This window comes from Rhodococcus sp. NS-SX18 (genome assembly GCF_057367935.1).
The window spans coordinates 1,351,606-1,378,487 of the sequence record NZ_CM170633.1 but is presented as its reverse complement, the minus strand read 5'-3'; the positions used below and the strand labels follow the sequence as shown (position 1 = coordinate 1,378,487).

Below are 26,882 nucleotides of genomic sequence, written 5' to 3'. Positions count from 1 at the left end.
AGTGGACGCACCATGACTGCTCCTGCCGCCTCCCGCCCGCCGTTCTATCTGACGACCGCGATCGCTTATCCGAACGGCGCACCGCACATCGGCCACGCCTACGAGTACATCTCCTCGGACGCGATCGCCCGGTTCAAGCGTCTCGACGGCTTCGACGTGTACTTCCTGACCGGCACCGACGAGCACGGCCTGAAGATGCAGCAGACGGCGGCGAAGGAGGGCCTGGACGTGCGGGACCTCGCGGCCCGCAACTCCGGCGTGTTCGAGGCTATGGACAAGTCGCTGAACATCTCCTTCGACCGGTTCATCCGCACCACGGACGCCGACCACCTCGAGGCGAGCAAGGCGATCTGGCAGCGGATGGCCGACAACGGCGACATCTACCTCGACACCTACTCGGGGTGGTACTCCGTTCGCGACGAGGCGTTCTACGCGGAGGCCGAGACGACCGCGCTCGAGGACGGCTCGCGTATCGCGACCGAGTCCGGGACCCCCGTGGAGTGGACGGAGGAGTCGACGTACTTCTTCCGGCTCTCGGCGTATCAGGACAAGCTGCTGAAGCTGTACGAGGAACGGCCGGACTTCATCGCGCCTGCCACCCGGCGCAACGAGATCGTCAGCTTCGTCTCGGGCGGACTGAAGGATCTGTCGATCTCCCGCACCACCTTCGACTGGGGCGTGCCGGTGCCGGACCATCCCGATCACGTGATGTACGTGTGGGTCGACGCGCTCACCAACTACCTGACCGGTGCGGGTTTCCCCGACACCGGGTCGGAGTCGTTCCGCCGCTACTGGCCCGCGAACCTGCACATCATCGGCAAGGACATCACCCGCTTCCACACCGTGTACTGGCCGGCGTTCTTGATGTCGGCCGGGATCGAGCTGCCCGAGCGGGTGTTCGTGCACGGCTTCCTGTTCAACAAGGGCGAGAAGATGTCCAAGTCGGTCGGCAACGTCGTCGACCCGCTCGAGATGGTCGAACAGTACGGTCTCGATCCGCTGCGCTTCTTCCTGCTGCGGGAGATCTCCTACGGCCAGGACGGCAGCTACAGCCACGAGGCGATCGTGACCCGCATCAACGCGGACCTGGCGAACGAACTCGGCAACCTGGCGCAGCGCTCGCTGACGATGGTCGCCAAGAACCTCGACGGTGTGGTGCCGGAGCCCGGTGAGTTCACCGAGGACGACCGAGCGCTGCTCGCGCAGGCGGACGCGCTGCTCGACAAGGTCCGCGCCGAGTTCGACGTGCAGGCGTTGCACCTGGCCCTCGAGTCGATCTGGCACGTCCTCGGCGAGACGAACCGGTACTTCTCCGCCCAGGCGCCGTGGGTGCTGCGCAAGACCGACCCGGCCCGGATGGCCACGGTGCTGTACGTGACGCTCGAGGTCGTGCGGATCGTCGGCCTGCTCGTGCAGCCGGTGATGCCGGACTCCGCCGCGAAGATCCTGGATCTGGTGGGGCAGGATCCGCAGGCGCGGCAGTTCGCGGACATCGCCACGCGCCTCGCGCCGGGCACGCAGTTGCCGGCTCCGGCCCCGGTGTTCCCGCGGTACGAGTAGCGCGTCACGCCGCCTGTCGGTGGCCTCGTGCACACTCCGCGCATGGGGCGAGATAGAACACACTTTCGACAGGCGGCTGGCGGGTCCGGCGCATCCGAGGAGGCCTTCCACCTCGGGATCCGGCCGCTTCTCGACGAACTGGGCGCCGCGTACGAGCGCGGCTGGCAACCGGTCGACGTGCTGCACGTGACGGCCCGCTCCGGTGACACCACGGACGTTCCGCTGGCGGCCGCGGCGGTGCTGTTCGACGCCCGCCGCAGTGACGCGGCCGAGCGGGCACCCCTCGACTGGGTGCGCCAACTCGGCGCGGTCGCGCAGCGCTGCCCCTCGGCCGCGCGGATCGCCGACCGGGTGCCACCCGATGCACCCGCACGACGGTTGGGCGCGGAACTGCTGCGCGAGCTGCCCGGCCTGTCCCGCTTCCAGGTGATGGGGCTGGCGTTCGCCTGGAAGTACCTGCCGCAGTTCGCCCCACTCCTGCCGCTGCCCTCGCAGTGGCCGCCGCTGCGACCGGCGCCTGCGGCCGGCGAGGCCGCGACGCCGGATCCGAGGGTGCTCGCACGGATCCGCGGCCTCCTGGCGAAGGCCGAGTCCACGGACTATCCGGAGGAGGCCGAGACCCTCACCGCCAAGGCCCAGGAACTGATGACCCGGTACGCGATCGGCACGGCCCTGGTCACCCGCGCCGGCGCGGACACCACGCGCGGGCGCCGCGTGCACGTCGACAATCCGTACGCGAAGGAGAAGGTGCTGCTGCTCACCGCGATCGGGAACGCGAACCGCACGCGCACGGTGTGGTTCACCAAGGTCGGAATCGCCACGATCGTCGGGGCCGAGGTCGACCTGCAGCAGGTCGAGGTGCTGTTCGCGTCGCTGTCGGTGCAGGCCGCCCGGGCCGTACGCGCCGCCGGACCAGAGGGCCGCACCGGCGGTGCGGCCACGGCGTTCCGCCGTGCCTTCCTGACCGGGTACGCATACCGGATCGGCGAACGGTTACGGCAGGCCGACGCAGGTGCCACCGCGGCCGCCGCGGCCGACGCGAGTATGTCCGTCACGCAACTCGCGCCGCTGCTGGCCCGTCGCTCCGAGGCCGTGGACGCGGAGTTCCGCCGGCTGTTTCCGACGACCCGGTCGACCCGCACGCGCAGCGTCGATGCCGAGGGGTGGTTCGCCGGCCGCGACGCCGCCGAGACCGCCTTCCTCGCGCCCCCACCCGGGTGAGCACCGCCACCGCCTGTCACGTTTCCGGGCCGGCCGGTGTCCCATCTACGACCGCGGACATCGCCGACAACAGAAGGGGTGGTCAGGATGGCAACCGACGTGGTGGTACTCGGAGCCGGGTACGCGGGAGTGATGGCAGCGAACCGTCTGCTCGCCGCGCATCCGGAGGTATCGGTGACAGTCGTCGCGCCGCGACCGGTGTTCGTCGAGAGGGTGCGGCTGCATCAGCTCGCGGCCGGCTCCGGCGGGGCCACGCACGACCTCGCCGACGTGCTGCATCCGGCGGCAGCCGTGCAACTCGGCACCGCGGTGCACATCGGTAGGGATCGGGTGCTGCTCGCGGACGGGACGGCGCTTCCGTTCCGCATCGCCGTCTACGCCGTCGGCAGTGGCGCCGCCGCGCCTGCGATCCCGGGCGCCGACCGGCTGCACTCGACGGCCGAGTTCGAACGCGCCCTGGACACGGCCGCCGCGCTCGGGGAACTCCAGGACGGGGCGGACGTGGTGATCGTCGGGGGCGGACTCACCGGCGTCGAAACGGCCGCCGAGATCGCCGAGGCACATCCCCGCCTGACCTGCACCCTCGTCGGGGATCCCGTCGCCCATCTGCCCGGGGCCACCCGGCGGTTCGTCGCCGCGCGGCTGCGACGGCTCGGCGTCCGGATCCGGCCGGGCCGGGTCGTCGCCGTCGAGGACGACGCGGTGCTGCTCGCCGACGGCGACGCGATACCGGCCGAACTCACGATCTGGGCAGGCGGCTTCACGGTGCCCGACCTGGCCCGGCGCAGTGGCCTGCCGGTCGACGACGCCGGCCGGCTGCGGGTCGACGCGACCCTGCGGAGCGCGGACGGAGCGAACGTCGTGGGCGTGGGCGACGCCGTGACCGTCGACGGTCAGGATCACATCCGGATGAGCTGCCAGGCGGCGCTGCCGCTCGGCGCCCACGGCGCCGACACCACCTGGGCGCTGCTGACGGGCACGGATCCGCAGCCGCTGTCGCTGGGGTTCGCGGCGCAGTGCATCTCGCTGGGTCGCGCCTCCGGCGTCGTGCAGCGCACCCGCCCGGACGACACGGCCCGCAGCTTCGCGTTGCGCGGTACGTTGGGGGCGTTCGGCAAGGAGACGGTGGTGCGCGGGACGGTGTGGATGTTGCGACGACAGGCGCGAGGACACAGCTACCCGTTCCCGAAGGGACCGGCACCCACGCCCGAGCCGCTCGCGGTCCGTCGATGACACCCGGCGACATGACACCCGGCGAGACGACGCACGACGAACTGTTCACCCGGCATCGGGGCCTGCTGTTCGGCATCGCGTACGAGATCACCGGCAGCGTCGCCGACAGCGAGGACATCCTGCAGGACAGCTACCTGCGCTGGGCCGAGGTGGAGCTCGACGAGGTGGCGAACCCGCGAGCCTATCTGAGCCGCGTGGTCACCCGGCAGGCGCTGAACTCGCTGCGCACGGCGCAGCGGCGCCGGGAGGACTACGTCGGGCCGTGGCTGCCCGAACCGGTGCGGACCGCCCCCGATGCCGCCGAGGACGTGCTGCTCGCCGAATCGGTGTCGATGGCGATGATGCTGGTGCTCGAGACCCTCGGCCCGCTCGAACGGGCAGTGTTCGTGCTGCGCGAGGTGTTCGGCTTCGACCACGCCCAGATCGCCGCGGCCGTCGGCAGGCAGGAGGCGACGGTGCGGCAGATCGCGCACCGCGCCCGCAGCCACGTACAGGCGCGACGCCGGCGGTACGTCGCGTCCGACGAGCAGGCGCGCCGGGTAGTGGCGGAGTTGCTGTCCGCCGCTGCCGGCGGCGATGTGGAGGCACTCATGGCGGTACTCGCGCCGGATGTCGTCTACGTCGCCGACGGTGGCGGCAAGGTGACGGCCGCGCGGGTTCCGGTGTCCGGAGCGCGGAAGGTCGCACGCGTGCTGAGCGGCCTGAGCCGCAGGCCGCTGCCCGACATGCGAGTGGAGTTCGCCGCGTTCAACGGCCTGCCCGCGCTGGCCGTGTACTCGGGCGAGCGACTCGATCTGGTCATGCTGGTCGAGATGGACGCGGGCCTGGTCACCGGCCTGTATGTGGTGCGGAACCCGGACAAGCTCGGTGCGGCGGAGCGGGTGATGCCGCTCGTCCGCTGACCGCCCGGCGGGATTCGGTCCGTCCCGGGGCCGCGTGGGAAGCTGTGCCCATGCGGATGGAACGACTCGGTCCCGGGGGCAGTCCGGCGCAGGTGCTGCGACTGCTGGGCGCCCGGGCCGAGGCGGCAGGCACCCCTCCACCGGCCGCACTGACCGGAACGTGGTTCGGCGCGGCGGCGGTCCTCGCGCCCCACGTCCGTGCCGTCGCCACCCCGCCGACCGACGCCTTCGTCCTGCGGAGCCGCTCGGCCCGGGGCCGTGACGAACCGGGCCGTGACAAACCGGTCGTCGGTGGAGGGTGGATCGGCTGTCTCGCGTATCCGGACCGCGCGCCCACCCACCCGGCGCTGCCGCGTGCGACCGGAGGATGGACGGACACCGTGCTGCGGCTCGACCACGACGGCTGCTGGTGGTACGAGAGCCTCACCGACGCGGCGTGCCCGGCCGGGCTCGCCGCCGTCGTCCGCGAGGCGCCCGAAACCGCCGCGCGGGCACCGTGGCGCATCGACTGGACCGCGCCCGATCGCGACGCCCACCGTCGCGGCGTGCAGCAGTGCCTCGAGGCGATCCGGGCCGGCGAGGTCTACCAGGCGTGCGTGTGCACTCGCTTCACCGGTGCCTGGTCGGGCAGTCCGCTGCACTTCTTCGCCGACGGGATCGAGCGCACCGCACCGGCCCGGGCCGCGTACGTCGCGGGCGACTGGGGTGCGGTCGCGTCCCTGTCACCGGAGTTGTTCCTCGCGCGCCACGACCACCGGGTCACATCGAGCCCGATCAAGGGCACGCTCCCGATCGGCGCCGATCCGGCCCTGTTGCGCGCGTCCGTCAAGGACGTCGCGGAGAACGTGATGATCGTGGACCTCGTGCGCAACGACCTCGGGCGGGTAGCCGAGACCGGGAGCGTCACCGTGCCGGAACTGCTCGGGGTGCACCCGGCCCCCGGGGTCTGGCACCTGGTGTCCACCGTCGCGGCCTCGTTGCGGGCCGGGGTGGACACCGTGCGGTTGCTCGAGGCAGCATTCCCGCCGGCGTCGGTGACCGGCTGCCCCAAGCTCCGGGCGCGGGAGTTCCTGCAGGTCTGGGAGCCGTACCCGCGAGGCATGTACTGCGGCACGGTGGGCATGGCCAGTCCTGTCGCCGGGGTGGAACTGAACGTGGCGATTCGCACCGTCGAGTTCGGTCGCGGGGACGCGGACACGCCGGGCTCGTGCGGGCTCGGCGTCGGCGGCGGCATCACCATCGATTCCGATCCGGATGCCGAATGGCAGGAGTGCCTCGACAAGGCCGCCAGCATCCTGGCGCTCAGCCCTCGCACACCGTCCGGCCCGCCACCGGCAGATCGGACTGTGGCAACATCTCGGTGATCCGGCCCGTCGTCGAGGCGCAGATCCGCGCGACGATCGACTCGACGTCCAGGCTCCAGGTGCGCACCATTCCGTCGCCGCCTCCCGCGATCACGGCGTTGCTGTCCGGCAGGAAGCCGACCTGCCACCGCCCGACACCCATCTCGGTGATCGGACCGCCCACCGGGTGCATGCGCTCCGGATCGGCGACGTGCCACAGCCGCACCGTGCCGTCGTCACCGCCGCTGACCACCTCGCTGCCGTTCGGGGTGACGGACACCGAGTAGACGGTGCCGGTGTGCCCGCGCAGCGCGTCGGGCCGGACGGTGAACGATCCGTCGGGTCCTCGGTCCCATACGCGGACGGTGTGGTCGTCGCCGCCGGTGGCGAGGACGTTGCCGTCGGCGCTGAACGCGAGGGCGTTGACGCCGCCGGTGTGACCGTCCGACACCGGCACCGCGACGGGGGCGGACGGATCGGTGACGTCCCACGCGTAGAGCGAGCCGTCCGCACTGGTCGCGACCAGGTGCCGGCCGTCCGGCGTGAACGCGGCCGCCCGCACGAGATTCGTCGGGCCCCGCAGTGGTGCTCCCCGGCTCACCGGACGAGCCGGATCCGACACGTCCCACAGCACGAGGGAGTGGTCGTCGTGGCCGGTGACGAGGGTGGTGCCCCCAGGACCGAAGGCGAGTTCGGACGTGAACCGGGTCTCGGTCACGATCGGGTCCGCCCACAGCCGCGGGGCCGCAGGGTCGCGGACATCCCACAGGTGGATCTCGCCGTCGGTCGTCGAAGCGGTGACCAGAGTCGCGGCGGAGGGCGACAACGCGGTGGTCACCGCACCGCCCACCGGCCGGGGACGATGCACGAGACCGAGCGGCGCCCAGCGCCCGTCGGAGTCGATCCGCCACAGCGGCACGGCGGAGTTGTACCCGCCCGTGGCGACGACCGAACCGGCGCGGTTGATCGCCGGCAGCGTCAGCGCAGAGTCCGCGACCGCGACGCGTCCGCGTGGCAGCGTCCAGATCCGGATGTTGCCGTCGTGGCCGCCGGTGACCAGCGCGGTGCCGTCGGGGGTGAACGCGAGCGCGGGGACGCCACCGCCGTTGCCTGCGAGAGCCGGTCGCATCTCGTCGATCGTCCGCGTCCTCGGGTCGAGCGCCCACAGCTTCGCGGTTCCGTCCCACGATGCGCTCGCGAGGGTGCGGCCGTCGGGTGCGAACGCGACGGTCCACACCCCGCCGGTGTGCGCCTGCACGGGTGGTCCGGTCGGGTGCACCGCCGCCGGATCCGTGATGTCGAACATCGTGAGGACGCCGTCGTCGCTGCTGACCGCGAGGGTCCGGCCGTCGGGGGCGAACGCGACGGAGTGCGCCACGTCGCGGAAACCGGTCAGCGCAGCACCGAGAGGTACGGCGGCGGCCGGGTCGGTCACATCCCACAACCGCACCGACCGATCGTCGCTCGACGTGGCCAGCACGGTGCCGCCGGGGTGGAACGCCACGGTCCGCACCGCCGCGCCGTGCGCGGGCAGGACGGTGCGGGGAAATCCCCGCGTCCGGGGCCCGCTCGTGTCGACGAGCACGACCGATCCGTTGTCGTACGGCACCGCGAGCGACCGGCCGTCCGGACCGAAGCGCACGTTGTGGACGACCTCCGGCACGAACACCTCGGCGGTGAGCAGCGCGACGGGCCGGTCCCGGTCGGTGACGTCCCAGATCCATACCGCGCCTGACGCCCCGCCGGCCGCGAGCAGGGTGCCGTCCGGGCTGAAGGAGACCGAGGCCAGATACCCGGGCTCGTCGGACACCAGCGCACCGAGCGGCCGCGGAGCGGCCCGGTCGGACAGATCCCACAGCCGCACGCTGCCGTCGTCGCTCGCCGAGGCCAGGGTCGTACCGTCCGGGGCGATCGCCAGCCCGTAGACGGGACCGCGGTGGCCGTCCAGTGGCAGGGCCAGCGGCATCTGCTCGGTCGCGACGAGCCGCGAGTACGCGACCTCGCTGTCCGGACGCAGGCGCCACGCCGCGAGCGCCAGATGGGCCGCGGTGGACGGGTCCCGCTCCCGCATGGAGTCGGCGAGCGCGACGACCTGCTGGAACTGGGCGGCGCTGCGCTCGGCCTCGGCGCGGCTCTTGCCCGCCCAGGCCAGCGTCCCCATCACCACCGCGACGACGGTGGAGAGCACGAGGGCGGCGACGGCCCCGTTGCGGACGCGGGTCCGGCGACGGATCTGCCGCCGCGACTCCTGGAGGAAAGCCACCGCGGTCGGGCTGAGCGCGGCCTCGACGCCGCCGGCCGGGGTCTGCCCCACGAGCTCCCGGTCCTCGTGCTCGGCGACGAGGTCCATCCGGCCCCGCTGGTACAGCAGGTCCGCGTGCCGGCGGGCCGCGACCCAGCTCGCCGCGTCCGCCTCGATCTGCTGGCGTAGCGCGGCGTACGAACGGTCGGCCCGGATCCACGACTTCAGGCGCGGCCAGGCGTCGATCACCGTGTCGTGGACCAGCTCGACGCTGCCGTCGTCGACGACGAGGACGCGGGCGGTGACGAAGTGGTCGATCACCCGGCGCCCCGCCTCGGCGTCGTCTCCGGCGACGGCGAGCAGCCGATCCAGTGGGCGCCGGATCTTCACGTCGGTGCCGGTGCCGGTCACGTAGACGAGATGGACGAGCATCGCGCGCGCGAGTCGGCGGCCACGGTCGTCGAGCTCTCCCCACGCACGTTCCGCGCCCGCCGCGATCGATCCGCGCACCCCGCCGGTAGCGCGGTACCCGGCTACGGTCAGGTGACCGCCGCGCCGGCGTTCCCACAGGGCGTCGAGCAGATGCGACAGCAGGGGCAGTTCGGCCCCGCCGACGTCGTCGTCGGTCAGTACACCGAGGTCGTGCAGGATCAGTTCGACCAGGCCCGGCTCGAACCGCAGGCCGAGTAGCCGCGCCGGCGCGGTGATCACCTCGACCAGGTCGTCCCGGGTCAGGGGCTGGACCGTCTTGCTGTGCCGCTCCAGCGCCCGGGCCAGCACGGGATAGGTCACCGCTCGCTCGTAGAAGTCCGATCGCAGCGTGGCCACCACCGAGATTGGTGTATCGCCGTCGCCGACGGTCGCGGCCCGCTCGAGCAGCGCCAGGAATGCCGAGCGTTCGGCCGCATCCTCGCAGTGGGTGAACAGCTCCTCGATCTGGTCGACGACGATCAGCAGGCCCGCGCTGCCCTCTCGGGCGGCGGCGGCGGCGCGCAGCCGAGCCACCGCGGCCGGCTCGTCCGCATTCGAGATGTCGGCGAGTTCGGGTACGCATTCGACGAGCTGCGCCACCGGGTGCGGTCCCGGGGTCAGGACCACCGGCCGCCAGCGGTGGTCACGGCACAGTTCCGGGACCAGGCCGGCCTGCACGAGGGAGGACTTGCCGACGCCGGAGGCACCGGTCACCACCACGATGCCGTGACCGTGGGCGGCGACGACGGTCTCGGCGAGTTCGCGCACGCTCCGGGTCCGGCCGAAGAACAGCTGCGCGTCCCGATCGCGGTACGTCTCGAGGCCCCGGTAGGGCCGCACGCCGGGGGGCAGTGCCGCGGCGGGCGGCTCGGTGGACTCCACCCGGGCCCGCCCGGCAGGTCCCCGGGCGTGTTCCCACCACCGCTCCCACTGCTTGATCGAGTAGAGGCCGGGCGTGGGCGGCTGCGCGTGCAGGGCCCGGGCGGAGCGGATCAGCACCACCAGGACCGGACGGACCGTCTCGAATGTGGCGGGTACCCGGGCACCGGATCGCCAGTCGCTGATCCGCTGCACGGAGACGGTGCGCTCGCTGCCTACGGAACGAGCGACGCCCGAGGCCTCGGAGGCGACCTTCTTGAGGGCGGGGCGTCCCGCCGCCGCGAACAGCGTCCGGAGCTGGTCGGCGAACAGCTGCCGGGGCTCCGCCGCGGTCCGCTCGTCGGCCGGTTCCATCTCCGGCATCCTCCTGTTCCGCGCCACCTGATGTCCGCTGCGGAAAAATTCCTCACCGGCCCTGACCTGGGATGATAGCGCGAGCGGGCAGCGAACCGGTTGGTCGCCCCGGAAGTACCCGACAGAGTGGTCTCCGAGCGGGATACCCCCGCGAAGCGCTGCACCTCCGCACCGGCCGGAACCCGACGAGGGGTGGTTCCGCCCGATGCGGAGGGATGGCAGCCCCCGACCCGAACCGAGGGATCGTGTACAAGCTCGTCGACCGGATCGTCCACGGGGTCCCACCCACTCTGGTCGCGGCCCTGATCGTCGCGGTGGCCGTACTGCTGATCCTGGCGCTCTCCACGGCCGCCCCGTAGCGCCCGAACGCGGCTACCGCGTCGGCGTGCGGCTGTCCTTCTCGCCGAGCAGGTACGGATCCCGGGCGAGGTACTCCTTCGTCTCGCGGGCGATGAGGCCCGACAGGATGAGCAGCCCGACCAGGTTGGGCAGTGCCATCAGACCGTTCATCACATCGGAGAAGTTCCACACCACTTCGAGTTCGGTGGTGGCGCCGATGTAGACGACCAGCACGAAGACCGCCCGGTACGGGAGCACGCCGCCCCGGCCGACGAGACGCTCGACGCAGCGGTCGCCGTAGTACGACCAGCCGAGGATCGTCGAGAAGGCGAAGAAGACCACGGAGATCGTGACGATCCAGCTGCCCCAGTCACCGCCGAGACCGTCCGAGAACGCGAGCGAGGTCATCGCCGCGCCCTGCTCACCGGACTTCCACGCGCCCGTGGTGATGATGACCATGCCCGTGAAGGTCACGACGATGATCGTGTCGATGAAGGTCTGGGTCATCGACACCAGGCCCTGCCGGACCGGGTGGGTGGTCTGCGCCGCGGCGGCGGCGATAGCGGCGCTGCCCATGCCGGACTCGTTGGAGAAGATGCCGCGGGCCACTCCGTAGCGCAGGGCGATCATGAACACCGAGCCGATGAAGCCACCCGTTGCGGCGGTGCCGGTGAACGCGTCGGAGAACACCAGGGCGAACGCCTCGGGGATGTCGGTGATGTTGACCGCGAGGACGATGATCCCGGCGCCGACGTACAGCAGGATCATCGCGGGCACGAACCCGGCGGTGACCTTGCCGATGGACTTGATGCCGCCGAGCAGCACCGCGGCGGCGAGCACCGTCATGACGACGCCGGACAGCCAGGTGGGCACCCCGAACGTGGAGTCCATCTGGGTGGCGACGGTGTTGGCCTGCGTCATGTTGCCGATGCCGAAGCTGGCGAGCACCGCGAACACCGCGAACATCAGGCTCAGCACCAGACCGAACTTGTTGGGGATGGCACGGGCCAGGTAGTACTGCGGGCCGCCGGACTGCTCGCCCTTGGCGTCGGTGACGCGGTACTTGACTCCGAGGAACGCCTCGGAGTACTTGCTGGCCATGCCGACGAGGCCGGTGATCCACATCCAGAACAGGGCTCCCGGCCCGCCGAAGTAGATGGCGGTGGCGACGCCGGCGATGTTGCCGACGCCCACGGTGGCGGCCAGGGCGGTCGTCAGTGCCTGGTACTGGGAGATGTCACCTTCGGTGGCGTCCGGGTCCTTGCGGATGATCAGCCCCAGCCGCAGGGCCGGCCACAGCTTGCGGAACTGCACCCCCCGCAGCCGCACCGTCAGGATCACGCCGGTGCCCAGCAGCAGCGGTATGAGCATGTACGGGCCCCACACCACCGACGCGACCTCGACGAGGAATTCGTTCACCGACTCCATCCGTACCTCCTGCTGCGCGGTAAGGGGCAGAGTCTACGACGACGACTCGTCCTGCCGCGCGGCCAGTACCGCGTCGTACAGTTCGCGTTTGGACACCCCGGCGGTCGCGACCTGGGCGCACGCGTCCTTCAGCCGCACTCCGTCCGCCACGAGCTGTTCGACCGCGTCGACCAGGTCGGCAGGTTCCGCCACCTGCGCCGAAGCGCCCTCGAGCACGACGGTGATCTCGCCGCGGGCACTCTCGGCGGCCCACTGCGCCAACTCCGCCAGCGTGCCGCGGCGTACCTCCTCGTAGGTCTTGGTCAGTTCCCGGCACACCGCGGCGCGCCGCTGCCCGCCGAGCACGTCGACCGCGTCGGCGAGGCACGCGGCGAGGCGGTGCGGGGCCTCGAAGAACACCACCGCGCGCGGCTCGGCGGTCAAGGTCTGCAGCCACGCGCGGCGGGCGCCGGCCTTGCGCGGCGGGAAGCCTTCGAAGCAGAACCTCTCGACCGGCAGCCCGGACAGCGCGAGAGCGGTGGTCACTGCGGAGGGTCCGGGCAGGCACGTGACGGGGAGCCCGGCCGCGACGCACGCCGCCACCAGCCGGTAGCCGGGGTCGCTGACGGACGGCATTCCGGCATCGGTGACCAGCAGCACCGTCCGCCCCACCGCGATGTCGGCGACCAGCGCCGGGGTCCGGGCGGACTCCACCTGGTCGTAGAAGCTGACCACCCGTCCGGTGACGGTGACCCCCAGCGCGGCGGCGAGCGACCGGGTGCGACGGGTGTCCTCGGCCGCGACGACGTCGGCGGTGCCGAGCGCGTCGCAGAGCCGTTTCGAGGCGTCGCCGATGTCGCCCATGGGGGTGGCGGCGAGCACGAGCCGGCCCTGTCCCGGATTGTCTGGCTGCATGCGTCTCAGCCTACGATCGGGACGTGACCGTGACGGACGAGCGCCCTGCCGAGGCATCGGACCGTCGCCGGATGCACAGCCCGGGTCCGACGGTGCCCGTACCCGACTTCGGTCCGGTCGACCGTGGCCGGGGCTGGGTGGTGACACTGTTCGTCACCGCGATCGCAGCGATCACCCGGTTCACGATGCTGCACTACCCCACCGACGCGAAGACGCCGGTGTTCGACGAGAAGCACTACGCCCCGCAGGGCTGGCAGGTGCTCACCGGCGGCTGGATCGAGGACAATCCCGGGTACGGCCTCGTCGTGCACCCGCCGGTGGGCAAGCAACTCATCGCGCTCGGCGAGGCGCTGTTCGGTTACAACGGTTGGGGGTGGCGGTTCTCGGCCGCCGTCGCCGGGACGGTGCTGGTCCTGCTCGTGGTGCGGATCGTGCGGCGGCTGACCCGCTCGACCCTGCTCGGCGGTCTGGCGGGGATCCTCCTGATCGCCGACGGCGTCACCTTCGTCTCGTCGCGCCTCGGGATGCTGGACATCTTCCTGGCGCTGTTCGCGGTCGCCGCGTTCGGGTGCCTGATCGTCGACCGGGACGAGGTGCGGGCCCGGATGGCGCGCGTGCACGCCGAGGGACGCATCGCCGACACGGTGTGGGGTCCCCGGCTGGGCGTGCGGTGGTGGCGCTTCGGGGCCGGTGTGCTGCTGGGTCTGGCGGTGGGCACCAAGTGGTCGGGGCTGTATCTGATCGCGTTCTTCGGGTTGATGTCGGTGGCGTTCGACGTCGCCGCGCGCCGCGCCTACGGCGTGCAGCGGCCGTGGCTCGGGACCGGTCTGCGCGACGTCGGGCCGGCCCTCTACGCGCTCGTGGTGGTGCCGCTGGGCGTGTACCTGGCGACGTTCTGGGCGTGGTTCGCCGGCGAGACCGGGGTGTACCGGCATGCGGTGGGCCGGCAGATCGGCACGGACGGGGCGTTCTCGTTCGTGCCGGACGCGCTGCGCTCGCTGTGGTACTACAGCGCCTCCGTGCTCGACTTCCATTCGGGTCTGACGAACTCGGCCGGCAACGTGCATCCGTGGGAGTCCAAGCCGTGGACGTGGCCGATGGGTTTGCGTCCGATGCTGTACTACTTCGCGGACGGCGAGCAGATCCGCGGGTGCGGCGGTGAGCAGTGCGTCAAGGCCGTCATGCTGGTGGGCACCCCGGCGATGTGGTGGCTGGCGTTGCCGATGCTCGTGTGGGGCGGGTGGCAGCTGCTGGTGCGGCGGGACTGGCGGTGGGCCGCGGTGCTCACCGGCTACGCGGCGACGGTGCTGCCGTGGTTCGCCACGCTCGACCGGCAGATGTACTACTTCTATGCGGTCCCGCTCGCGCCGTTCCTGATCATGGGGTTGACGCTGGTGCTCGGCGACGTGCTCGGCTCGCCGCGGGCCTCGGCCGAACGGCGTTCGACCGGTCTGCTGGTCGTGTGCCTCTACGTCGGCCTGGTGGTGGCGAATTTCGTGTGGCTGTGGCCGATCCTGACGGCCGCGCCGATCACCGTGGAGACGTGGCAGCAGCAGCTGTGGCTGCCGAGCTGGCGGTGACGTCCGCGGGCGCGGCCCGCACGCCGACGGTCCGGCCGCTCTCGACGATGTCGACGATCGCGTAGCCGCAGCGAGAGAGCAGCGCGCTGATCCGCATAGACACCGGTCCGACGGCCAGTCCCGGAGGCGGTTCGTCGAACACCCAGAGCTCGCCGGTGGGCCGCAGCAGCGACGCGACAGCCGTCGGCGCGGCCGGGTCGTCGCTGCGGAAGCTGGGGACGTTGACGGCGAAGACGAGGTCGAACGACCCGGGCAGGTCGACGCCGGGAAACTCGCCGATGCGCAGCTCGGCGAGCCCGGCCTCGAGGCCGTCCCGGTTGCGACGACGGGCCCGGTCGATCTGCGTCGCCGAGCGGTCCACCCCGACGACGCAGCCGTGGCGGCGCAGCCGCTCGCACACGAGTGCGAGCGCGACGCCCCCGCCGCAGCCGATCTCGAGCACGTCGCTGCCCGGTTGCGGATCCATGGCCTCGACCGCGAACGCGATCCGCGCCGGTACGGCACTACTCATTCGACGTCCGTTCTCTTCCGCGCCGGGGACCGGTACTCGGCGCGCCGCAGCAACCGCCGACCGCGCGGGGACACCAGTGGATCCCGCGACAGATCCCGGTACAAGGACACACACAGACCCACCATGACGAGCACGAACGGCGCCGCCGCGATGATCGTCATGGTCTGCAAGGCGGTGAGGGCATCGGCACCGCCGGTCCACAGGAGCAGGGCGGCGACACCACCGGTGAGCACGCCCCAGAACACCACGACCCGACGGTGCGGGGAGAGCGTGCCGCGCTGGGACAAGGTGCCCATCACGATCGATGCGGCGTCGGCCCCCGAGACGAAGAAGATGGCCACGAGCACCATCACGACGGCAGCGGAGATCGTGAACAGCGGCAGATTGTCGAGCATGCCGAACAACTGCGCCTCGGTCGTGCCGACGTCGGCCAGGCCGAGGCCGTCGCGTTGCTCGCCGATGGCCGCACCACCGAACACCGCGAACCACACCAGGCTCACTGTGCTGGGAACGAGGATGACCCCTACGACGAACTGGCGGACCGTGCGGCCACGGCTGATTCGGGCCAGGAACATCCCGACGAACGGCGTCCACGAGATCCACCATGCCCAGTAGAAGACGGTCCACGCGGAGAGCCACTCGGCGACCTCGGGGCTCGAAGCCGCGGTACGAGCGGACATCCGGGCCAGATCGGCGGCATAGGCGCCGAGGGTGGTGGGTAGGAGATTCAGGATCAGCACGGTGGGGCCGACCACGAAGACGAACGCGGCGAGCGCGAGCGCGAGCACCATGTTGATGTTGGACAGCCACTGGATGCCACGAGCCACACCGGACACCGCGGAAGCGACGAAGGCTGCTGTGAGCAGCGCGATGATCGCCACCAGCAGCAGCACCCCCGTCTCCTCGAGCCAACCGGTCGCCGCGAAGCCGGACCCGATCTGCAGGGCCCCGAGGCCGAGCGAGGCGGCAGTGCCGAACAGCGTGGCGAACAGGGCGAGGATGTCGATGACCTTCCCGACGGGCCCCTCGGCGCGGCGGCCGAGCAGCGGCAGGAAGGCGGAACTGATCAGCTGCTTGCGCCCCTTGCGGTAGGTGCCGTAGGCAATGGCCAGACCCACCACGGCATAGATCGACCAGGGGTGCAGGCTCCAGTGGAACATTGTCGTCGCCATCGCCGGTCCCACGCCCCCGGCTGTGCCCGGCGGCGGTGTCACGAAATGGGCCAGGGGTTCGGCGACACCGAAGAACATCAGGCCGATGCCCATACCGGCGCTGAACATCATGGCGATCCAGCTGACGGTGCGGAACTCCGGTACGTCGTCGTCCTTGCCGAGCGGGATCCGCCCGAACCGGCTCAGGGCCAGCCAGATCGAGAAGACCACGAAACCCGACGCGGTGAGCACGAAGAGCCACCCCAGGTTGACAACCAGCCAGTCCAGTACCGCCCCCGTCACGGCGGCGAAATTGTCCGGTGCGAGCAGTCCCCAGACGACGATCGACACCACGATCAGGGCTGTCGGGACGAACACGGCCTGATCGATCACCGGTGGGGGCCGTCGGCGCGGCCCCCCGGGGCGAACCGAAACGAGCCGGCCGCGCGGCGCGTCGTGCGGATCCGTCGGTTCGTCCGAAAGGCCCATGATGTAAACCTCGTCCACTTCCTTGCGGAGCGCAACCGTCACCGCGCCGGCGGGAATCGGACGGGTCACGCACCCCGCAGCGCCGCAACGACGAACTCGAGCACCTCGTCGTCGGACATGCCGAGGGTGCGCAGTTCGCGGACGTAGCCGGTGGCGGCGCGCTGGGCGAGCGTGCGGGTCGGGTCACCGGACTCCGCGACGAACGTCCCCGCCCGGCCCCGGGTCTCGATGATGCCGAGCTGCTCGAGCTCACGGTAGGTCTTGGCCACGGTGTTCGGGGCGATGCCGAGGTGTTCGGCCAGCCCGCGGACGGTGGGCAGCTTGGTGCCGGCGATCAGTTCGTCGCGCCGCACCATCGTGACGATCCGCTGGCGCAACTGCTCGTACGGCGGGACCGGCGAGCCGGGGTCGATGACGATGTCGAGCATCGGGACGTCCTCAGGTGGGCTGATGGTGCGTCGAGGCTAACAGTGCCGGCCGACCGTGCCCGAATGCGCTGCGGTGCCCGCCGCACCCGACCCCACGGCACGGCAGAATGTGGCCATGGCAACGACCGCGACGATCTACCACAACCCCCGGTGCAGCACGTCCCGCAACACCCTGAAGGTGTTGCAGGAGGCGGGCCTCGAACCGACCGTCGTCAAGTACCTCGAGACCCCGCCGTCGCGCGACGGGCTGCGCAAGCTGCTCGACGACGCCGGCCTGGTCCCGAGCCAGGCGATCCGGCGGAAGGAGTCGCTGTTCGGCGAGCTGAACTTGGCGGACGCCTCCGAGGACGAGTTGCTCGACGCGATGGTGGCCCATCCGATCCTCATCGAGCGGCCGATCGTGGTCACCGACAAGGGCACCGTCCTGGCCCGGCCCGTCGAGAAGGTGCACGAGATCCTCTAGATCCCGGGCTCGCCCGCGGTCGGTCAGCCGCGGGCGAGCGGGCAGGACATGCAACGCGGCCCGCCGCGTCCGGAGCCCAGCTCGGACCCGGCGATGCGCAGCACCTCGATGCCCGCGTCCTCGAGGCGCGTGTTGGTCTCGAGATTGCGTTCGTAGGCCACCACCACGCCGGGCGCGAGGGCCAGGGTGTTGTTGCCGTCGTCCCACTGTTCCCGTTCGGCGACGACCGGGTCGAGGCCGGTGTCGATGACGCGGAGCTTCTCGATCCCCATCGCGTCGGCGGCCGCCTCGAGGAACCCGCGCGGCCCACCGATCCGGACGTCACCGTTCTCCCGGTGGAGAGTGAAGGCCTGCAACGTCTCCCGCACCGCGGGGTACATCACCACGGCGTCGACGTCCACCATCGTGCACACGGTGTCCAGGTGCATCGAGGCCCGCTGCTGCGCGATCGGCACCGCCAGCACGGTATGCGCGAGACCGTCCTCGAAGACGCTCCGGGCCAGCGCCTCCGCACCCGCCGGTGTCGTGCGCTCCCCCACGCCCACGGCCACGACTCCCGGCGCGAGCAGCAGCACGTCGCCGCCCTCGACCGGCGCCGTGTGCGATTCGTAGGCCCGCCGCACCCCCAGGAACCGCGGGTGGAACGCGTAGATCAGGTCGGTGAGCGCTGCCTCCCGGCGCCGGGCCGGCAGGGCCAGGGTGGGGATCGCGACCCGGGGGCCGATCCAGAACGACGAGTCGCGGGTGAACAGCAGGTTCGGCAGGGGCTCGATCACGAAGTCGGCTCCGTGATGCATCAACCGCACCAGCGACGGCGCGGCCCCGAGTCCCGCGGCCGGCAGTTCGTCGAACGTCATGCCCGCGACCAGGACGCGGGTGAGGTCCGCAGCGGACATCGCGCGCAGGTGGGCGGCGAGTTCGTGCGCCAGCCCGTGCCCGAGCCGGCGCGGGTCCACCGCGGACGCCACCCCCTGGACGCGAGCGGCGCCGCTGACCTCCAGGGTCTCGGTGAGCAGGTCGGACAGGAGCAGCACCTCCACACCCCGCCCGCGCAGCAGCTCGACGAACGCATCGTGTTCCTCCTGCGCCCGCGCCACCCACGGCAGCGCGTCGAACAGCAACTGGTCGTTGTTGCGGGGAGTCAGGCGTTCGAGTTCCGCGCCCGGCCGGTGCATGAGCACCGCTTTCAGTGCCCCCACCTCGGAATCCACACCCAGCTGAGCGTTCATGAATAGACCGTAATGCCGCGGCCCGCTTCACGGTGCGCCGAAACTCCGCGAACCCCACCCGGCGCCCACCTGCGGTGGCAGGATCGGCGGTGCCCGACGACCGAGGAGACATTCATGACCGACACCGACCCGCTCGGGGAACTCGCCGACTTCGCCGGCCGCTGGGTGGGTGGTGGCGACGGCCACTACCCCACCATCGAGGGCTTCACCTACGACGAGACCATCGAGTTCACCGCCGTCCCGGGGAAGCCGTTCCTGATGTACGTCAGCCGCACGAAGAACCCCGGCACCGGTCAGCCGATGCACACCGAGAACGGCTACCTCCGTCTCGCCGACCACGACGTGGAGCTGCTGGTCTCCCAGCCGACCGGATTCGTCGAGATCCAGCGCTCCCGGCTCACCCACGGCGTCCTCGACTTCACCCCCGTCCACCTCGAGCGCTCGCCGCACGCCAAGCCGGTGCACGAGCTGCGGCGGCGCTTCGTCCTCGACGGCGACGAACTGACCTACGACCTGTGGATGGCGCACGCGCAGACCCCGCTCACCCACCACTTGCACGCGACACTGCGACGCGCCGGCTGACCCTCAGAGCAGGCCGCGCTCGCGCGCCGCCGCGACAGCCGCGGTGCGCGAGTCCACACCCAGCTTCGAGAACGCATGCACCAGATGGGACTTGACGGTGGCTTCGCTCACGAACAGTTCCTTGGCGACGGCCCGATTGGACAGGCCGCGCGCCACCGCGGCGAGCACCTCGATCTCGCGGGCGCTCAACTCCACCCGAGGTGTCTGCATGCTGCGGTAAAGACGTTGCGCCACACCGGGATCCAGCACGGTTTCGCCCCGCGCGGCCCGGGTCACCGCGTCGACGAGCACGGCCGGGTCGGCGTCCTTGAGTAGATAACCGGCCGCCCCCGCCTCGACGGCGCGCAGGATGTCGGAGTCGGTGTCGTACGTAGTCAGCACGAGCACCTTCGGCGGATCCGGCGCGGCAGCGAGTTCGGCTGTCGCGTTCGCCCCGTCCATCCCGGGTCCGAGCCGCAGATCCATCAGCACCACGTCGGGGCGGTGGGCGGCGTTCTGCGCGACGGCCTCCCGCCCGGACGCAGCCTCCGCCACCACCTCGAGGCCGGGCTCCGACGCGAGCAGCGCACGCAGGCCGGCCCGCACGACGGGATGGTCGTCGACGAGCAGTACCCGGATCACGACAGCATCCGCACGGGCAGCGTTGCGGCCACGGCGGTTCCGTCGCCGGGCGCCGACTCGACGACGACCGCGCCGCCGAGTTCGGCGAGCCGGTCCCGCATGGCGGTGAGCCCGAAGCCCCCGCCCGCACCGGCCGCGTCGACCTCGAACCCGGTTCCGTCGTCGACCACGTCGAGCCGGACCTCGTCCGGGGTGTAGGCGAGGGTCACCCGCACGCGACGCGCCCGCGCGTGCAACCGGACGTTCGCCAGCGCGCTCTGCGCCACCCGCAGCAACGCCACGTCGAATCCCGTGGGCAGTGGCAACGGTTCACCGTCCACACGCAGCTCGGCGTCGATGTCGGTGTCGCCGCGCATCCGGTCCAGGATGCGGCCGAGGGCTGCTGCCAGCGGCGCGTCGTCGAGTTCGGAGGGACGCAGCTTGTCCACGACCCGACGGGCCTCGACGAGATTGCGCCCCGCGGTCTCCTCGATCCGGCCGAGCAACGCCGCCGTGTCGCCGCCGCTGCGCAGCCCGGCGCGGGCGAGCAGCAGGATCGACGAGAACCCCTGGGCCAGCGTGTCGTGGATGTCGCGGGCGAGGCGAGCCCGTTCGGCGGTGGCACCGGTCTCCCGCTGCAACCGCACCAGCTCGTCCTGGGCGTCGAGCAGTTCGCGGTGCGCCTCGGTGAGTTCGGTGAGCAGCGCGTCGCGTTGCTCCGCGTCGCGCACGAGCTGGCGGTAGATCAGGGCCGTGCCGGACGCCACCAGTGCACCGAACAGCGGTCCGAGCACGGCGGCCGTCGGGTTGGCGGTGCCGTGTCCCACGCTCGCGACGATCGCGACGGCCGTCAACGCCGCGGTGGCCGCGATCGCGGCGACGGTGGGCAGCAGGTGGAAGCACAGGAAGAACAGCGCGAAGGCGAGCCACACGAAATCCGGCGCGAGCGACACCAGCGCCAGCCAGCCGGCCAGCAGCACCGCCAGCCAGATTCCGCCGCGGGATCCGCGCCGGGCGAACCACAGTCCCGAGACGTACCAGGCGAATTCGGCGCCCGCGAGGACCAGCACCCCCGCCGAGCCGCCACCGCGCAGCGCACCGACGAGCAGTAGCAGCACGAACAGCGCGTGCTGGCCCAGCTGCATCGCACGCAGCACCGGGACCGTCCCCTCGGGAGGGTGCGGTCGGACGGTCTGCATTGCACCGACGCTAACACCGCCGACCACGCCGCCGCCTCCTACTTTCGATTGATCCGCGAACCCATCCGCCGAGCGATGCGGCGGCATCTCCGCACCGGGCACGGTGGAACCCATGTTCCTCGCACTGCGCGATCTGCGCTTCGCCACGGGGCGCTTCGCCGTCATGACGGCGGTGCTCGTCCTGGTCTCGTTCCTCGTCGTCATGCTCTCCGGCCTCACCGCGGGCCTGGGCAACCAGTCGATCGCCGCGATCCGCGGTGTCGGCGCCGAGCACTTCGCGCTCGACGGCGGCGGCACCGAGCCGTCCGACCTGTCGTTCGGCGAGTCCACCGTCACGGACGCGCAGCGCGCCGCCCTCGCCGCGCAACCCGGCGTCACCGACACCGCCGTGCTCGGGGTCGTTCCCGGACGCGTCGGGTCGGGCGGGCGCGAGGTGGCGGCGGCTCTGTTCGGAGCCGCTCCCGGTTCCTTCGCGGCGCCGACGGACCTGCGCCCGGCGACGGCGGTCGTCGATGCGCAACTCGCCGACGACAACGGCTGGTCGTCGGGCACGATCCTGACCGTCGGCGGGCGAGAGGTCACCGTCGCCACCCTCGTCGAGGACTCCTACTACAGCCATCAGCCGGTCGTGTGGCTCGACCTCGGCACCTGGCGCGAACTGCCCGCGACGGCCGGCGCCGACGGGACGGTGATCGCGCTGCGGACCGGGCCCGGGTTCGACGCGGCCGCAGTCGCGGCCGCGACCGGCGCGAGTGTGCTCGATACGTCCGCGACCCTGGACACCATCGGCTCGTACACCTCCGAACGCGGGTCGCTGCTGCTGATGCAGGCCATGCTGCTCGTCGTGGGCGCCCTGGTGGTGGGGGCGTTCTTCACGGTGTGGACGGTCCAGCGCAGCCGCGACATCGCGGTGCTGCGCGCGATCGGCGCGTCCACCTCCTACCTGCTGCGCGACGCCCTCGGACAGGCGGCCGTGGTGCTCGTGCTCGGCACCGGGCTGGGCACCGTCGCCGCTACGGCCGCGGGGGCGGCCGCTGCCACCGTCGTTCCGTTCACGTTGAGCGCGGCGACGACCGTGCTGCCGTTCGTCGCCCTGGTCGGGCTCGGTCTCCTCGGTGCGGCTGCGGCCGTCGCCCGGATCGGCTCCGTCGACCCGCTGACCGCGCTCGCCGCGGCCCCCTGATCTGTAGAGACACCGAACTGTCGAGACACAGAGCTGTCGAGACACCGATCCCGTTCGAGAAAGGCACCCACCATGAGCGTTCGGCTCACCGACATCGTCCTCACCTATCCCGACGGCGACGCCACGCTGCGCGTCCTCGACGGCCTGGACTTCCACGCCGAGCCCGGCGAGACGGTCGCCGTCACCGGCCCGTCCGGATCCGGCAAGTCGAGCCTGCTCGCCGTCGCGGGACTGCTCACCGCGCCCGATTCCGGCCGCGTCGTCCTCGACGGCGTGGACACCACGGGACTCGACGCGGCGACGCGGACCCGGCTGCGGCGGGACCGGATCGGCTTCGTGTTCCAGCAGGCGAACCTGCTGCCCTCGCTGACCGCCATGGAGCAGCTCACGCTGGTCGCGCACCTGAGCGGGCGCCGGATCGACCGGGCCCGCGCGCGCGACCTGCTCGCCGCGGTGGGGCTGACGCAGCAGACCGACCGCCGCCCCCACCAGCTCTCCGGCGGGCAGCGGCAGCGGGTCGCGATCGCCCGCAGTCTCGTCAACGATCCGGCGGTCCTGCTGGTCGACGAACCGACGTCGGCGCTGGATGCCGACCGCAGCCGCGAGATCGTCGAACTGCTCGAACGGACGGCGCGTGAGCGCGACGTCGCCGTCGTGATGGTCACGCACGATCGGGAAGCGCTGCGAGCGGGATCGCGGATGCGCGAGTTCGCACTCGACAAGACCTCCGCCTGAGCGTCACCGGCGGGTGCGGACCGCCTCGAGGGTGCGGGAGAAGTAGTTGTTGGCCAGTTGCATCACCAGGTTGTACGGCGGGGCGAACTTGCGGGCCCACCAGTAGCCGAAGCGCACGTCGAACGACGTGTACACCAGGAAGCGATTCTTCCGGATGCCGGCGAGGATGCACCCGGCGACCTTCTCCGGCGACGCGGCGTGCCGCTCGAACCGGGCGGTGAGCTTGCGGGCGGCCGGATGGTCGCGATCGACACCGACGATCTGCACGGAGTTCACCAGCGGGGTGCGTACCGCGCCGGGTACGACGAGCGAGACCCCGATGCGATGGCGGTGCAGGTCGAACCGCAGCACCTCGGACACGCCGCGCAGACCGAACTTGCTCGCGCTGTACGCCGCGTGCCACGGCAGGGCCAGCAGTCCCGCCGCGGAGGAGACGTTGACGAGATGTCCCCCGCGACCGGCCTCGATCATCGTCGGCACGAAGTTCTCGATGACGTGGATCGGGCCCATGAGGTTGACGTCGACCATCTGCTTCCAGTGCCGGTGCTCGAGCGCGTCGACCGTGCCCCACACCGACGTTCCGGCGACGTTGGCGACGACGTCGAGGGCACCGGCGCGCTGGTGGACGTCGGCAGCGAAGGCGGAGACGGCGTCGTAGTCGGAGACGTCGAGTGCCGCGGCGTGCAGCACCGAACCCCCGCGTTCGCGCACGGTGCGGACCGTGTCGTCGAGACCGTCGGCGGCGAGGTCGGTGAGCACCAGTTCGGCGCCTTCCGCGGCGGCGGCCAGGGCCAGCGCCCGGCCGATACCGCTGGCCGCTCCGGTCACGAGGAACTTCCTGCCCCGCAGGTCCTTGATCGCCATGCCCGCCCCCGCTCTCGTCGTCTGCGGGCCACCTTAGCGCGGCGCGAAATGCCGCGGCGCCGTGCAGGCGCCGTGGTGCAAGGTGCGCTCGTCCTCGCGCCCGCGGGGGGTCAGAGGCGCTGGGCCATTTCCTCCTGGTACTTGCGGATCGTCTCCTCGATGCCGTCGGCGTCGGCGTCGCGGCCTTCGCTGCGGGCGCTGTCGGCACGTTCGCGGAGCACTCGAATAGCGCGCCGCAACTCGTCGTCACTCATCCTGTGTTCCATGTCACACAGTGTCCCCGACCGGGCGACGGTTGGCCCGCAATCGGCCACACGACATCGACGACGAAGGGCGCCTCCCGGCCTGGGAGACGCCCTTCGGTGGTGGAGCTGAGGGGAATCGAACCCCTGACCTCTTCGATGCGAACGAAGCGCGCTACCAACTGCGCCACAGCCCCGCGAGTTCCGTTCGGAACCGCCCGCAAACTGTAGCAAACCAGCGAGCCGGAGACGAAATTGCGGTATCGGCACAGGTCACGGCGGCGGACAATCGACCTGTGGATGCAGTGCGCCTCCGCGGGGAACAGGCCCTGCGGGAGGGTCGGTGGGCCGCTGCGCTGGCCGACCTGACGTCGGTGGCGGCCGCGACCGACAATCCGGCGGCGTGGCTCGGCATCGGCGAGGCGTCGTGGTGGCTCGGGCGCCTCGACGACAGCGTCGCCGCCTATCGCAGGGCCTACACGACGGCCCTCCGGAGCGGCGACCGAGAGAGTGCGGTTCGCAGCGCGGCGTGGCTGAGCATCAGCAACACGTCCGATTTCGGCAATCGGTCGGCGGCCCACGGTTGGGTCCGCCGGGCGCAGCGCCTGCTGCCCGAGGGCGCACCGGGCGCGTTGCACGCCCTGGTGTGGGTGACACACGCCCATCGCCTGCTTCCGGACGCCGCGGCGGCCGGGCCGTGGGCGTCGCGCGCCCTGGAGGCCGCACATCGATGCGGCGACCGCGACCTCGAACTGGTGGCACTCGCCCAGTCCGGTCACGTGGCTGTGGCCCGGGGCGACCGGGAACCCGGATTCTCGTTGCTGGACGAGGCCGCGGCGGCCGCCCTGAGCGATGCCGACCGCCGATTCGACACCGTCGTGTTCGTCTGCTGCGACATGCTCGGCGCGTGTGCGCTCGCCGGCGACACCCGTCGCGCCGGCGAGTGGTGCCGTGTCGCCGAGGACTTCACCTCCCGATGGGGGTGTCCCTTCCTGTACGTCGATTGCCGCACCCTCTACGGGGCATTGCTGCTCACCGCGGGCCGTTGGGCGGAGGCGGACCGGCTCCTGACGGCGGTTCTCACGCTCGACGAGAAGATCTGCCCCGCCGTCCACGCACGCGCCGTCGCGGCCCTCGCCACGCTCCGGGTCCGGCAGGGGCGGTTCGACGAGGCCCGGGCGATGCTGGACCGATCCCGCCGCCCGACCGCAGAGCTGGACACTGCCCGCGCCGAGGTCGCCCTCGCCGACGGCGATCCCGCGACCGCCCGGCGGCTGCTCGAACGTCGCAGCACCCCGTCCCTGCTGTGTGCCCGGGCCCAGGCGGCCATGGGCGACCTGAACGCGGCGACGACCACCGCGGCGGCGCTCGACCCCGACGGTCCCGAGGTGGTGGAGGTGTCGGGGCTGGTTGCCGCAGCGCAGGGCCGCGTGGCGGCCGCGGTCGATGCGTTCGAGACGGCCGCTGCTCGCTGGGCGGACTGCGCGGCGCCGTTCGAGGAGGCCCGATGCCTGCTCGAACTGGCCGAGTCGGCGGTCAACGACGATCCCGTCCTCGCGGCCGCACGCGGGCGAACGGCGGTGACGATCTTCCAGGAACTCGGAGCCGTCGCCGCCGCGGACCGCTCCGCGGCCTTGTTGCGGCGTCTCGGGGTGCGCGGCCCCCGCATCCGCGCCACCACTCGCACCGGCCCGGACCTCGACCGCGGCCTCACCGCTCGCGAACGCGAAGTACTGGACCTGCTCGCGGTGGGCTTGACGAATCCGGAAATCGCCGGCCGGCTGTTCGTCTCCCGCAAGACGGTGGCACACCACGTGAGCCACATCCTCCGCAAGCTCGGCGTGCGGAACCGCTCGGAGGCCGCCGCGTATGCCGCCTCCCACGGGGAAGATGGGTCACTTGCCCGATGCGCCGCACCCGGGCGCGGCGCCACCCTGGGTGCATGACGAACGCAACCGAGAACTTCGGGATCTCACCGGCGGCCGCGGAGGTGTACGAGTCACGCTTCGTACCCGCGATCTTCGCGCAGTGGGCGCCACGGCTGCTGGACCAGGCTGCGATCACGACGGGCGCGCGGGTGCTGGACGTGGCGTGCGGAACCGGGATCGTTGCGCGCGTAGCCGCCGACCGGGTCGGCCCGTCGGGACGGGTGGTCGGTGTCGATGCCAGTGAGGCCATGCTGGCGGTGGCACATCGGTTGCGTCCCGACCTCGAATGGCACCGGGGTGACGCCGGAGCGCTGCCGTTCGCGGACGGTTCGTTCGACGCGGCGCTGTGCCAGATGGCGCTGATGTTCTTTCCCGATCGTGTACGGGCACTGCGCGAGATGCGGCGCGTGGCGACGGCGGTAGTCGCCGTGTGTGTGCCGGCCGCGCTGGACGAGCAGCCGGCATACCGGGACTTCGTCGACGTCGCGGTCCGGCACGCCGGCCCGCCCGCGGCGTCTCTCCTGGGCACCTACTGGAGTTGTGGGGACCGCGACGAACTGAGGGGATGGTTCCGCGACGCCGGACTCACCGTCGATCGGTTCACCACGCACACCGGAAGCGCGCGGTTCCCGTCCGTGGATGCGATGGTGGCGACGGAGATCGAGGGCAGCCCGTTGATCGAGCGGATCGACGCCGGAACGTACGAGGCGATCAGATCGGAGGCCCGATCGGTGCTGGCCCGGTTCACCGACCCGGAAGGCTCGGTGTCGGCGCCTCTCGTGGCACATATCGTCACCGCGCGCTGAATGCGCCCCCTCTCCCGGACGGGTCG

The 26,882-nt window shown here is 71.6% G+C and carries 24 protein-coding genes and 1 tRNA gene; 13 read left to right on the top strand and 12 right to left on the bottom strand.

The features are described from left to right. The first annotated feature begins 12 nt into the window (after nucleotides 1-12). The 5 genes from metG (at nucleotide 13) to AC2IPW_RS06455 (ending at nucleotide 6,280) form a co-directional block, all read left to right on the top strand. The gene (metG, locus tag AC2IPW_RS06475) at nucleotides 13-1,560 is read left to right on the top strand and encodes a methionine--tRNA ligase (protein ID WP_486376521.1); all 1,548 of its coding nucleotides are present in this window, start codon (nucleotides 13-15) and stop codon (nucleotides 1,558-1,560) included. A 42-nt stretch (nucleotides 1,561-1,602) separates the two neighbouring features. Next, entirely contained in the window at nucleotides 1,603-2,781 is a 1,179-nt protein-coding gene (locus tag AC2IPW_RS06470) for a DUF2786 domain-containing protein (RefSeq protein WP_081608762.1), read from the top strand. An 87-nt stretch (nucleotides 2,782-2,868) separates the two neighbouring features. Further along, a complete protein-coding gene (locus AC2IPW_RS06465; RefSeq protein ID WP_486376520.1) occupies nucleotides 2,869-4,014 on the top strand; it encodes an NAD(P)/FAD-dependent oxidoreductase in 1,146 nt (381 codons plus the stop codon). Next, nucleotides 4,011-4,916, top strand: a complete 906-nt coding sequence (locus AC2IPW_RS06460) for an RNA polymerase sigma-70 factor (RefSeq protein WP_450120318.1) — start codon at nucleotides 4,011-4,013, stop codon at nucleotides 4,914-4,916. Before AC2IPW_RS06465 ends, AC2IPW_RS06460 begins: the two co-directional genes overlap by 4 nt. Nucleotides 4,917-4,966: 50 nt before the next feature. Further along, a complete protein-coding gene (locus AC2IPW_RS06455) occupies nucleotides 4,967-6,280 on the top strand; it encodes an aminodeoxychorismate synthase component I (RefSeq protein WP_486376519.1) in 1,314 nt (437 codons plus the stop codon). On the opposite strand, the gene AC2IPW_RS06450 is transcribed toward AC2IPW_RS06455, so the two are convergent. Beyond that, entirely contained in the window at nucleotides 6,219-10,205 is a 3,987-nt protein-coding gene (locus tag AC2IPW_RS06450) for an nSTAND1 domain-containing NTPase (protein ID WP_486376518.1), read from the bottom strand. The genes AC2IPW_RS06455 and AC2IPW_RS06450 overlap by 62 nt on opposite strands. A 215-nt stretch (nucleotides 10,206-10,420) precedes the next feature. Between AC2IPW_RS06450 and AC2IPW_RS06445 the strand changes: the two genes are divergently transcribed. Then, nucleotides 10,421-10,564 (top strand): hypothetical protein, encoded by a 144-nt coding sequence (locus AC2IPW_RS06445; RefSeq protein WP_416062950.1) that lies wholly within the window; start codon nucleotides 10,421-10,423, stop codon nucleotides 10,562-10,564. Between the two features lie 13 nt (nucleotides 10,565-10,577). Here AC2IPW_RS06445 and AC2IPW_RS06440 read toward each other — a convergent pair whose 3' ends face one another. Together AC2IPW_RS06440 and rsmI are read right to left on the bottom strand one after the other, a co-directional pair. Further along, nucleotides 10,578-11,972 (bottom strand): alanine/glycine:cation symporter family protein, encoded by a 1,395-nt coding sequence (locus AC2IPW_RS06440; protein ID WP_054371896.1) that lies wholly within the window; start codon nucleotides 11,970-11,972, stop codon nucleotides 10,578-10,580. 33 nt (nucleotides 11,973-12,005) lie between these two features. After that, nucleotides 12,006-12,866, bottom strand: coding sequence for a 16S rRNA (cytidine(1402)-2'-O)-methyltransferase (rsmI, locus tag AC2IPW_RS06435; protein ID WP_486376517.1), 861 nt, complete (start codon nucleotides 12,864-12,866; stop codon nucleotides 12,006-12,008). A gap of 71 nt (nucleotides 12,867-12,937) precedes the next feature. Here rsmI and AC2IPW_RS06430 point away from each other — a divergent pair, with 71 nt between their 5' ends. After that, nucleotides 12,938-14,446: a dolichyl-phosphate-mannose--protein mannosyltransferase gene (locus AC2IPW_RS06430; RefSeq protein ID WP_486376975.1), complete on the top strand. Its 1,509-nt coding sequence runs from the start codon at nucleotides 12,938-12,940 to the stop codon at nucleotides 14,444-14,446. Here AC2IPW_RS06430 and AC2IPW_RS06425 read toward each other — a convergent pair. The 3 genes from AC2IPW_RS06425 to AC2IPW_RS06415 all read right to left on the bottom strand — a co-directional run bounded on the left by AC2IPW_RS06425 (nucleotide 14,397) and on the right by AC2IPW_RS06415 (nucleotide 17,025). After that, nucleotides 14,397-14,957 (bottom strand): SAM-dependent methyltransferase, encoded by a 561-nt coding sequence (locus AC2IPW_RS06425; protein WP_416062948.1) that lies wholly within the window; start codon nucleotides 14,955-14,957, stop codon nucleotides 14,397-14,399. The genes AC2IPW_RS06430 and AC2IPW_RS06425 overlap by 50 nt on opposite strands. Next, on the bottom strand, nucleotides 14,954-16,597 hold the full coding sequence (locus tag AC2IPW_RS06420) for a BCCT family transporter (protein WP_486376516.1): 1,644 nt from the start codon (nucleotides 16,595-16,597) through the stop codon (nucleotides 14,954-14,956). The genes AC2IPW_RS06425 and AC2IPW_RS06420 overlap by 4 nt, the downstream gene beginning before the upstream one ends. A 65-nt stretch (nucleotides 16,598-16,662) precedes the next feature. Next, nucleotides 16,663-17,025, bottom strand: a complete 363-nt coding sequence (locus AC2IPW_RS06415) for a GntR family transcriptional regulator (RefSeq protein WP_003937811.1) — start codon at nucleotides 17,023-17,025, stop codon at nucleotides 16,663-16,665. Between the two features lie 115 nt (nucleotides 17,026-17,140). On the opposite strand from AC2IPW_RS06415, the gene arsC reads away from it, so the two are divergent. Then, the gene (arsC, locus tag AC2IPW_RS06410; RefSeq protein ID WP_003937810.1) at nucleotides 17,141-17,488 is read left to right on the top strand and encodes an arsenate reductase (glutaredoxin); all 348 of its coding nucleotides are present in this window, start codon (nucleotides 17,141-17,143) and stop codon (nucleotides 17,486-17,488) included. A 23-nt stretch (nucleotides 17,489-17,511) separates the two neighbouring features. Here arsC and arcA read toward each other — a convergent pair whose 3' ends face one another. Then, nucleotides 17,512-18,717, bottom strand: coding sequence for an arginine deiminase (arcA, locus tag AC2IPW_RS06405; RefSeq protein ID WP_416062945.1), 1,206 nt, complete (start codon nucleotides 18,715-18,717; stop codon nucleotides 17,512-17,514). 114 nt (nucleotides 18,718-18,831) lie between these two features. Between arcA and AC2IPW_RS06400 the strand changes: the two genes are divergently transcribed. Further along, on the top strand, nucleotides 18,832-19,299 hold the full coding sequence (locus AC2IPW_RS06400) for a heme-binding beta-barrel domain-containing protein (RefSeq protein ID WP_486376515.1): 468 nt from the start codon (nucleotides 18,832-18,834) through the stop codon (nucleotides 19,297-19,299). Between the two features lie 3 nt (nucleotides 19,300-19,302). Here AC2IPW_RS06400 and AC2IPW_RS06395 read toward each other — a convergent pair whose 3' ends face one another. Next, nucleotides 19,303-19,920 carry a response regulator gene (locus AC2IPW_RS06395; protein WP_003937807.1) on the bottom strand — a complete coding sequence of 206 codons (618 nt, stop codon included), beginning with the start codon at nucleotides 19,918-19,920 and terminating at the stop codon, nucleotides 19,303-19,305. Next, a complete protein-coding gene (locus tag AC2IPW_RS06390; RefSeq protein WP_416062943.1) occupies nucleotides 19,917-21,098 on the bottom strand; it encodes a sensor histidine kinase in 1,182 nt (393 codons plus the stop codon). The genes AC2IPW_RS06395 and AC2IPW_RS06390 overlap by 4 nt, the downstream gene beginning before the upstream one ends. A gap of 112 nt (nucleotides 21,099-21,210) precedes the next feature. Between AC2IPW_RS06390 and AC2IPW_RS06385 the strand changes: the two genes are divergently transcribed. Both AC2IPW_RS06385 and AC2IPW_RS06380 read left to right on the top strand, forming a co-directional pair. Next, nucleotides 21,211-22,281 carry an FtsX-like permease family protein gene (locus AC2IPW_RS06385; RefSeq protein WP_486376514.1) on the top strand — a complete coding sequence of 357 codons (1,071 nt, stop codon included), beginning with the start codon at nucleotides 21,211-21,213 and terminating at the stop codon, nucleotides 22,279-22,281. A 72-nt stretch (nucleotides 22,282-22,353) separates the two neighbouring features. Continuing rightward, nucleotides 22,354-23,016: an ABC transporter ATP-binding protein gene (locus tag AC2IPW_RS06380; RefSeq protein WP_416062941.1), complete on the top strand. Its 663-nt coding sequence runs from the start codon at nucleotides 22,354-22,356 to the stop codon at nucleotides 23,014-23,016. A gap of 3 nt (nucleotides 23,017-23,019) precedes the next feature. Here AC2IPW_RS06380 and AC2IPW_RS06375 read toward each other — a convergent pair whose 3' ends face one another. From AC2IPW_RS06375 to AC2IPW_RS06365, 3 genes are all read right to left on the bottom strand, one after another. Then, nucleotides 23,020-23,880, bottom strand: coding sequence for an SDR family oxidoreductase (locus AC2IPW_RS06375; protein WP_486376513.1), 861 nt, complete (start codon nucleotides 23,878-23,880; stop codon nucleotides 23,020-23,022). A gap of 110 nt (nucleotides 23,881-23,990) precedes the next feature. Then, the gene (locus AC2IPW_RS06370) at nucleotides 23,991-24,134 is read right to left on the bottom strand and encodes a hypothetical protein (RefSeq protein WP_155621893.1); all 144 of its coding nucleotides are present in this window, start codon (nucleotides 24,132-24,134) and stop codon (nucleotides 23,991-23,993) included. 109 nt (nucleotides 24,135-24,243) lie between these two features. Next, nucleotides 24,244-24,319 (bottom strand) — tRNA-Ala (locus AC2IPW_RS06365). Nucleotides 24,320-24,418: 99 nt separating this feature from the next. Between AC2IPW_RS06365 and AC2IPW_RS06360 the strand changes: the two genes are divergently transcribed. Beyond that, on the top strand, nucleotides 24,419-26,068 hold the full coding sequence (locus AC2IPW_RS06360) for a LuxR C-terminal-related transcriptional regulator (RefSeq protein ID WP_486376512.1): 1,650 nt from the start codon (nucleotides 24,419-24,421) through the stop codon (nucleotides 26,066-26,068). After that, nucleotides 26,065-26,856, top strand: a complete 792-nt coding sequence (locus AC2IPW_RS06355; RefSeq protein WP_486376511.1) for a class I SAM-dependent methyltransferase — start codon at nucleotides 26,065-26,067, stop codon at nucleotides 26,854-26,856. The genes AC2IPW_RS06360 and AC2IPW_RS06355 overlap by 4 nt, the downstream gene beginning before the upstream one ends. Nucleotides 26,857-26,882: the final 26 nt, after the last annotated feature.

Bases quoted from the DNA above. Each gene is read 5' to 3' on its own strand.
- AC2IPW_RS06355 (WP_486376511.1), top strand. From the start codon at position 26,065: ATGACGAACGCAACCGAGAACTTCGGGATCTCACCGGCGGCCGCGGAG.
- AC2IPW_RS06425 (WP_416062948.1), bottom strand. From the start codon at position 14,957: ATGAGTAGTGCCGTACCGGCGCGGATCGCGTTCGCGGTCGAGGCCATG.
- AC2IPW_RS06375 (WP_486376513.1), bottom strand. From the start codon at position 23,880: ATGGCGATCAAGGACCTGCGGGGCAGGAAGTTCCTCGTGACCGGAGCG.
- AC2IPW_RS06400 (WP_486376515.1), top strand. From the start codon at position 18,832: ATGACCGACACCGACCCGCTCGGGGAACTCGCCGACTTCGCCGGCCGC.
- rsmI (WP_486376517.1), bottom strand. From the start codon at position 12,866: ATGCAGCCAGACAATCCGGGACAGGGCCGGCTCGTGCTCGCCGCCACC.
- AC2IPW_RS06370 (WP_155621893.1), bottom strand. From the start codon at position 24,134: ATGAGTGACGACGAGTTGCGGCGCGCTATTCGAGTGCTCCGCGAACGT.
- AC2IPW_RS06385 (WP_486376514.1), top strand. From the start codon at position 21,211: ATGTTCCTCGCACTGCGCGATCTGCGCTTCGCCACGGGGCGCTTCGCC.
- arcA (WP_416062945.1), bottom strand. From the start codon at position 18,717: ATGAACGCTCAGCTGGGTGTGGATTCCGAGGTGGGGGCACTGAAAGCG.
- AC2IPW_RS06430 (WP_486376975.1), top strand. From the start codon at position 12,938: ATGCACAGCCCGGGTCCGACGGTGCCCGTACCCGACTTCGGTCCGGTC.
- arsC (WP_003937810.1), top strand. From the start codon at position 17,141: ATGGCAACGACCGCGACGATCTACCACAACCCCCGGTGCAGCACGTCC.
- AC2IPW_RS06440 (WP_054371896.1), bottom strand. From the start codon at position 11,972: ATGGAGTCGGTGAACGAATTCCTCGTCGAGGTCGCGTCGGTGGTGTGG.
- AC2IPW_RS06420 (WP_486376516.1), bottom strand. From the start codon at position 16,597: ATGGGCCTTTCGGACGAACCGACGGATCCGCACGACGCGCCGCGCGGC.
- AC2IPW_RS06380 (WP_416062941.1), top strand. From the start codon at position 22,354: ATGAGCGTTCGGCTCACCGACATCGTCCTCACCTATCCCGACGGCGAC.
- AC2IPW_RS06390 (WP_416062943.1), bottom strand. From the start codon at position 21,098: ATGCAGACCGTCCGACCGCACCCTCCCGAGGGGACGGTCCCGGTGCTG.
- metG (WP_486376521.1), top strand. From the start codon at position 13: ATGACTGCTCCTGCCGCCTCCCGCCCGCCGTTCTATCTGACGACCGCG.
- AC2IPW_RS06450 (WP_486376518.1), bottom strand. From the start codon at position 10,205: ATGGAACCGGCCGACGAGCGGACCGCGGCGGAGCCCCGGCAGCTGTTC.
- AC2IPW_RS06445 (WP_416062950.1), top strand. From the start codon at position 10,421: ATGGCAGCCCCCGACCCGAACCGAGGGATCGTGTACAAGCTCGTCGAC.
- AC2IPW_RS06455 (WP_486376519.1), top strand. From the start codon at position 4,967: ATGCGGATGGAACGACTCGGTCCCGGGGGCAGTCCGGCGCAGGTGCTG.
- AC2IPW_RS06470 (WP_081608762.1), top strand. From the start codon at position 1,603: ATGGGGCGAGATAGAACACACTTTCGACAGGCGGCTGGCGGGTCCGGC.
- AC2IPW_RS06460 (WP_450120318.1), top strand. From the start codon at position 4,011: ATGACACCCGGCGACATGACACCCGGCGAGACGACGCACGACGAACTG.
- AC2IPW_RS06415 (WP_003937811.1), bottom strand. From the start codon at position 17,025: ATGCTCGACATCGTCATCGACCCCGGCTCGCCGGTCCCGCCGTACGAG.
- AC2IPW_RS06465 (WP_486376520.1), top strand. From the start codon at position 2,869: ATGGCAACCGACGTGGTGGTACTCGGAGCCGGGTACGCGGGAGTGATG.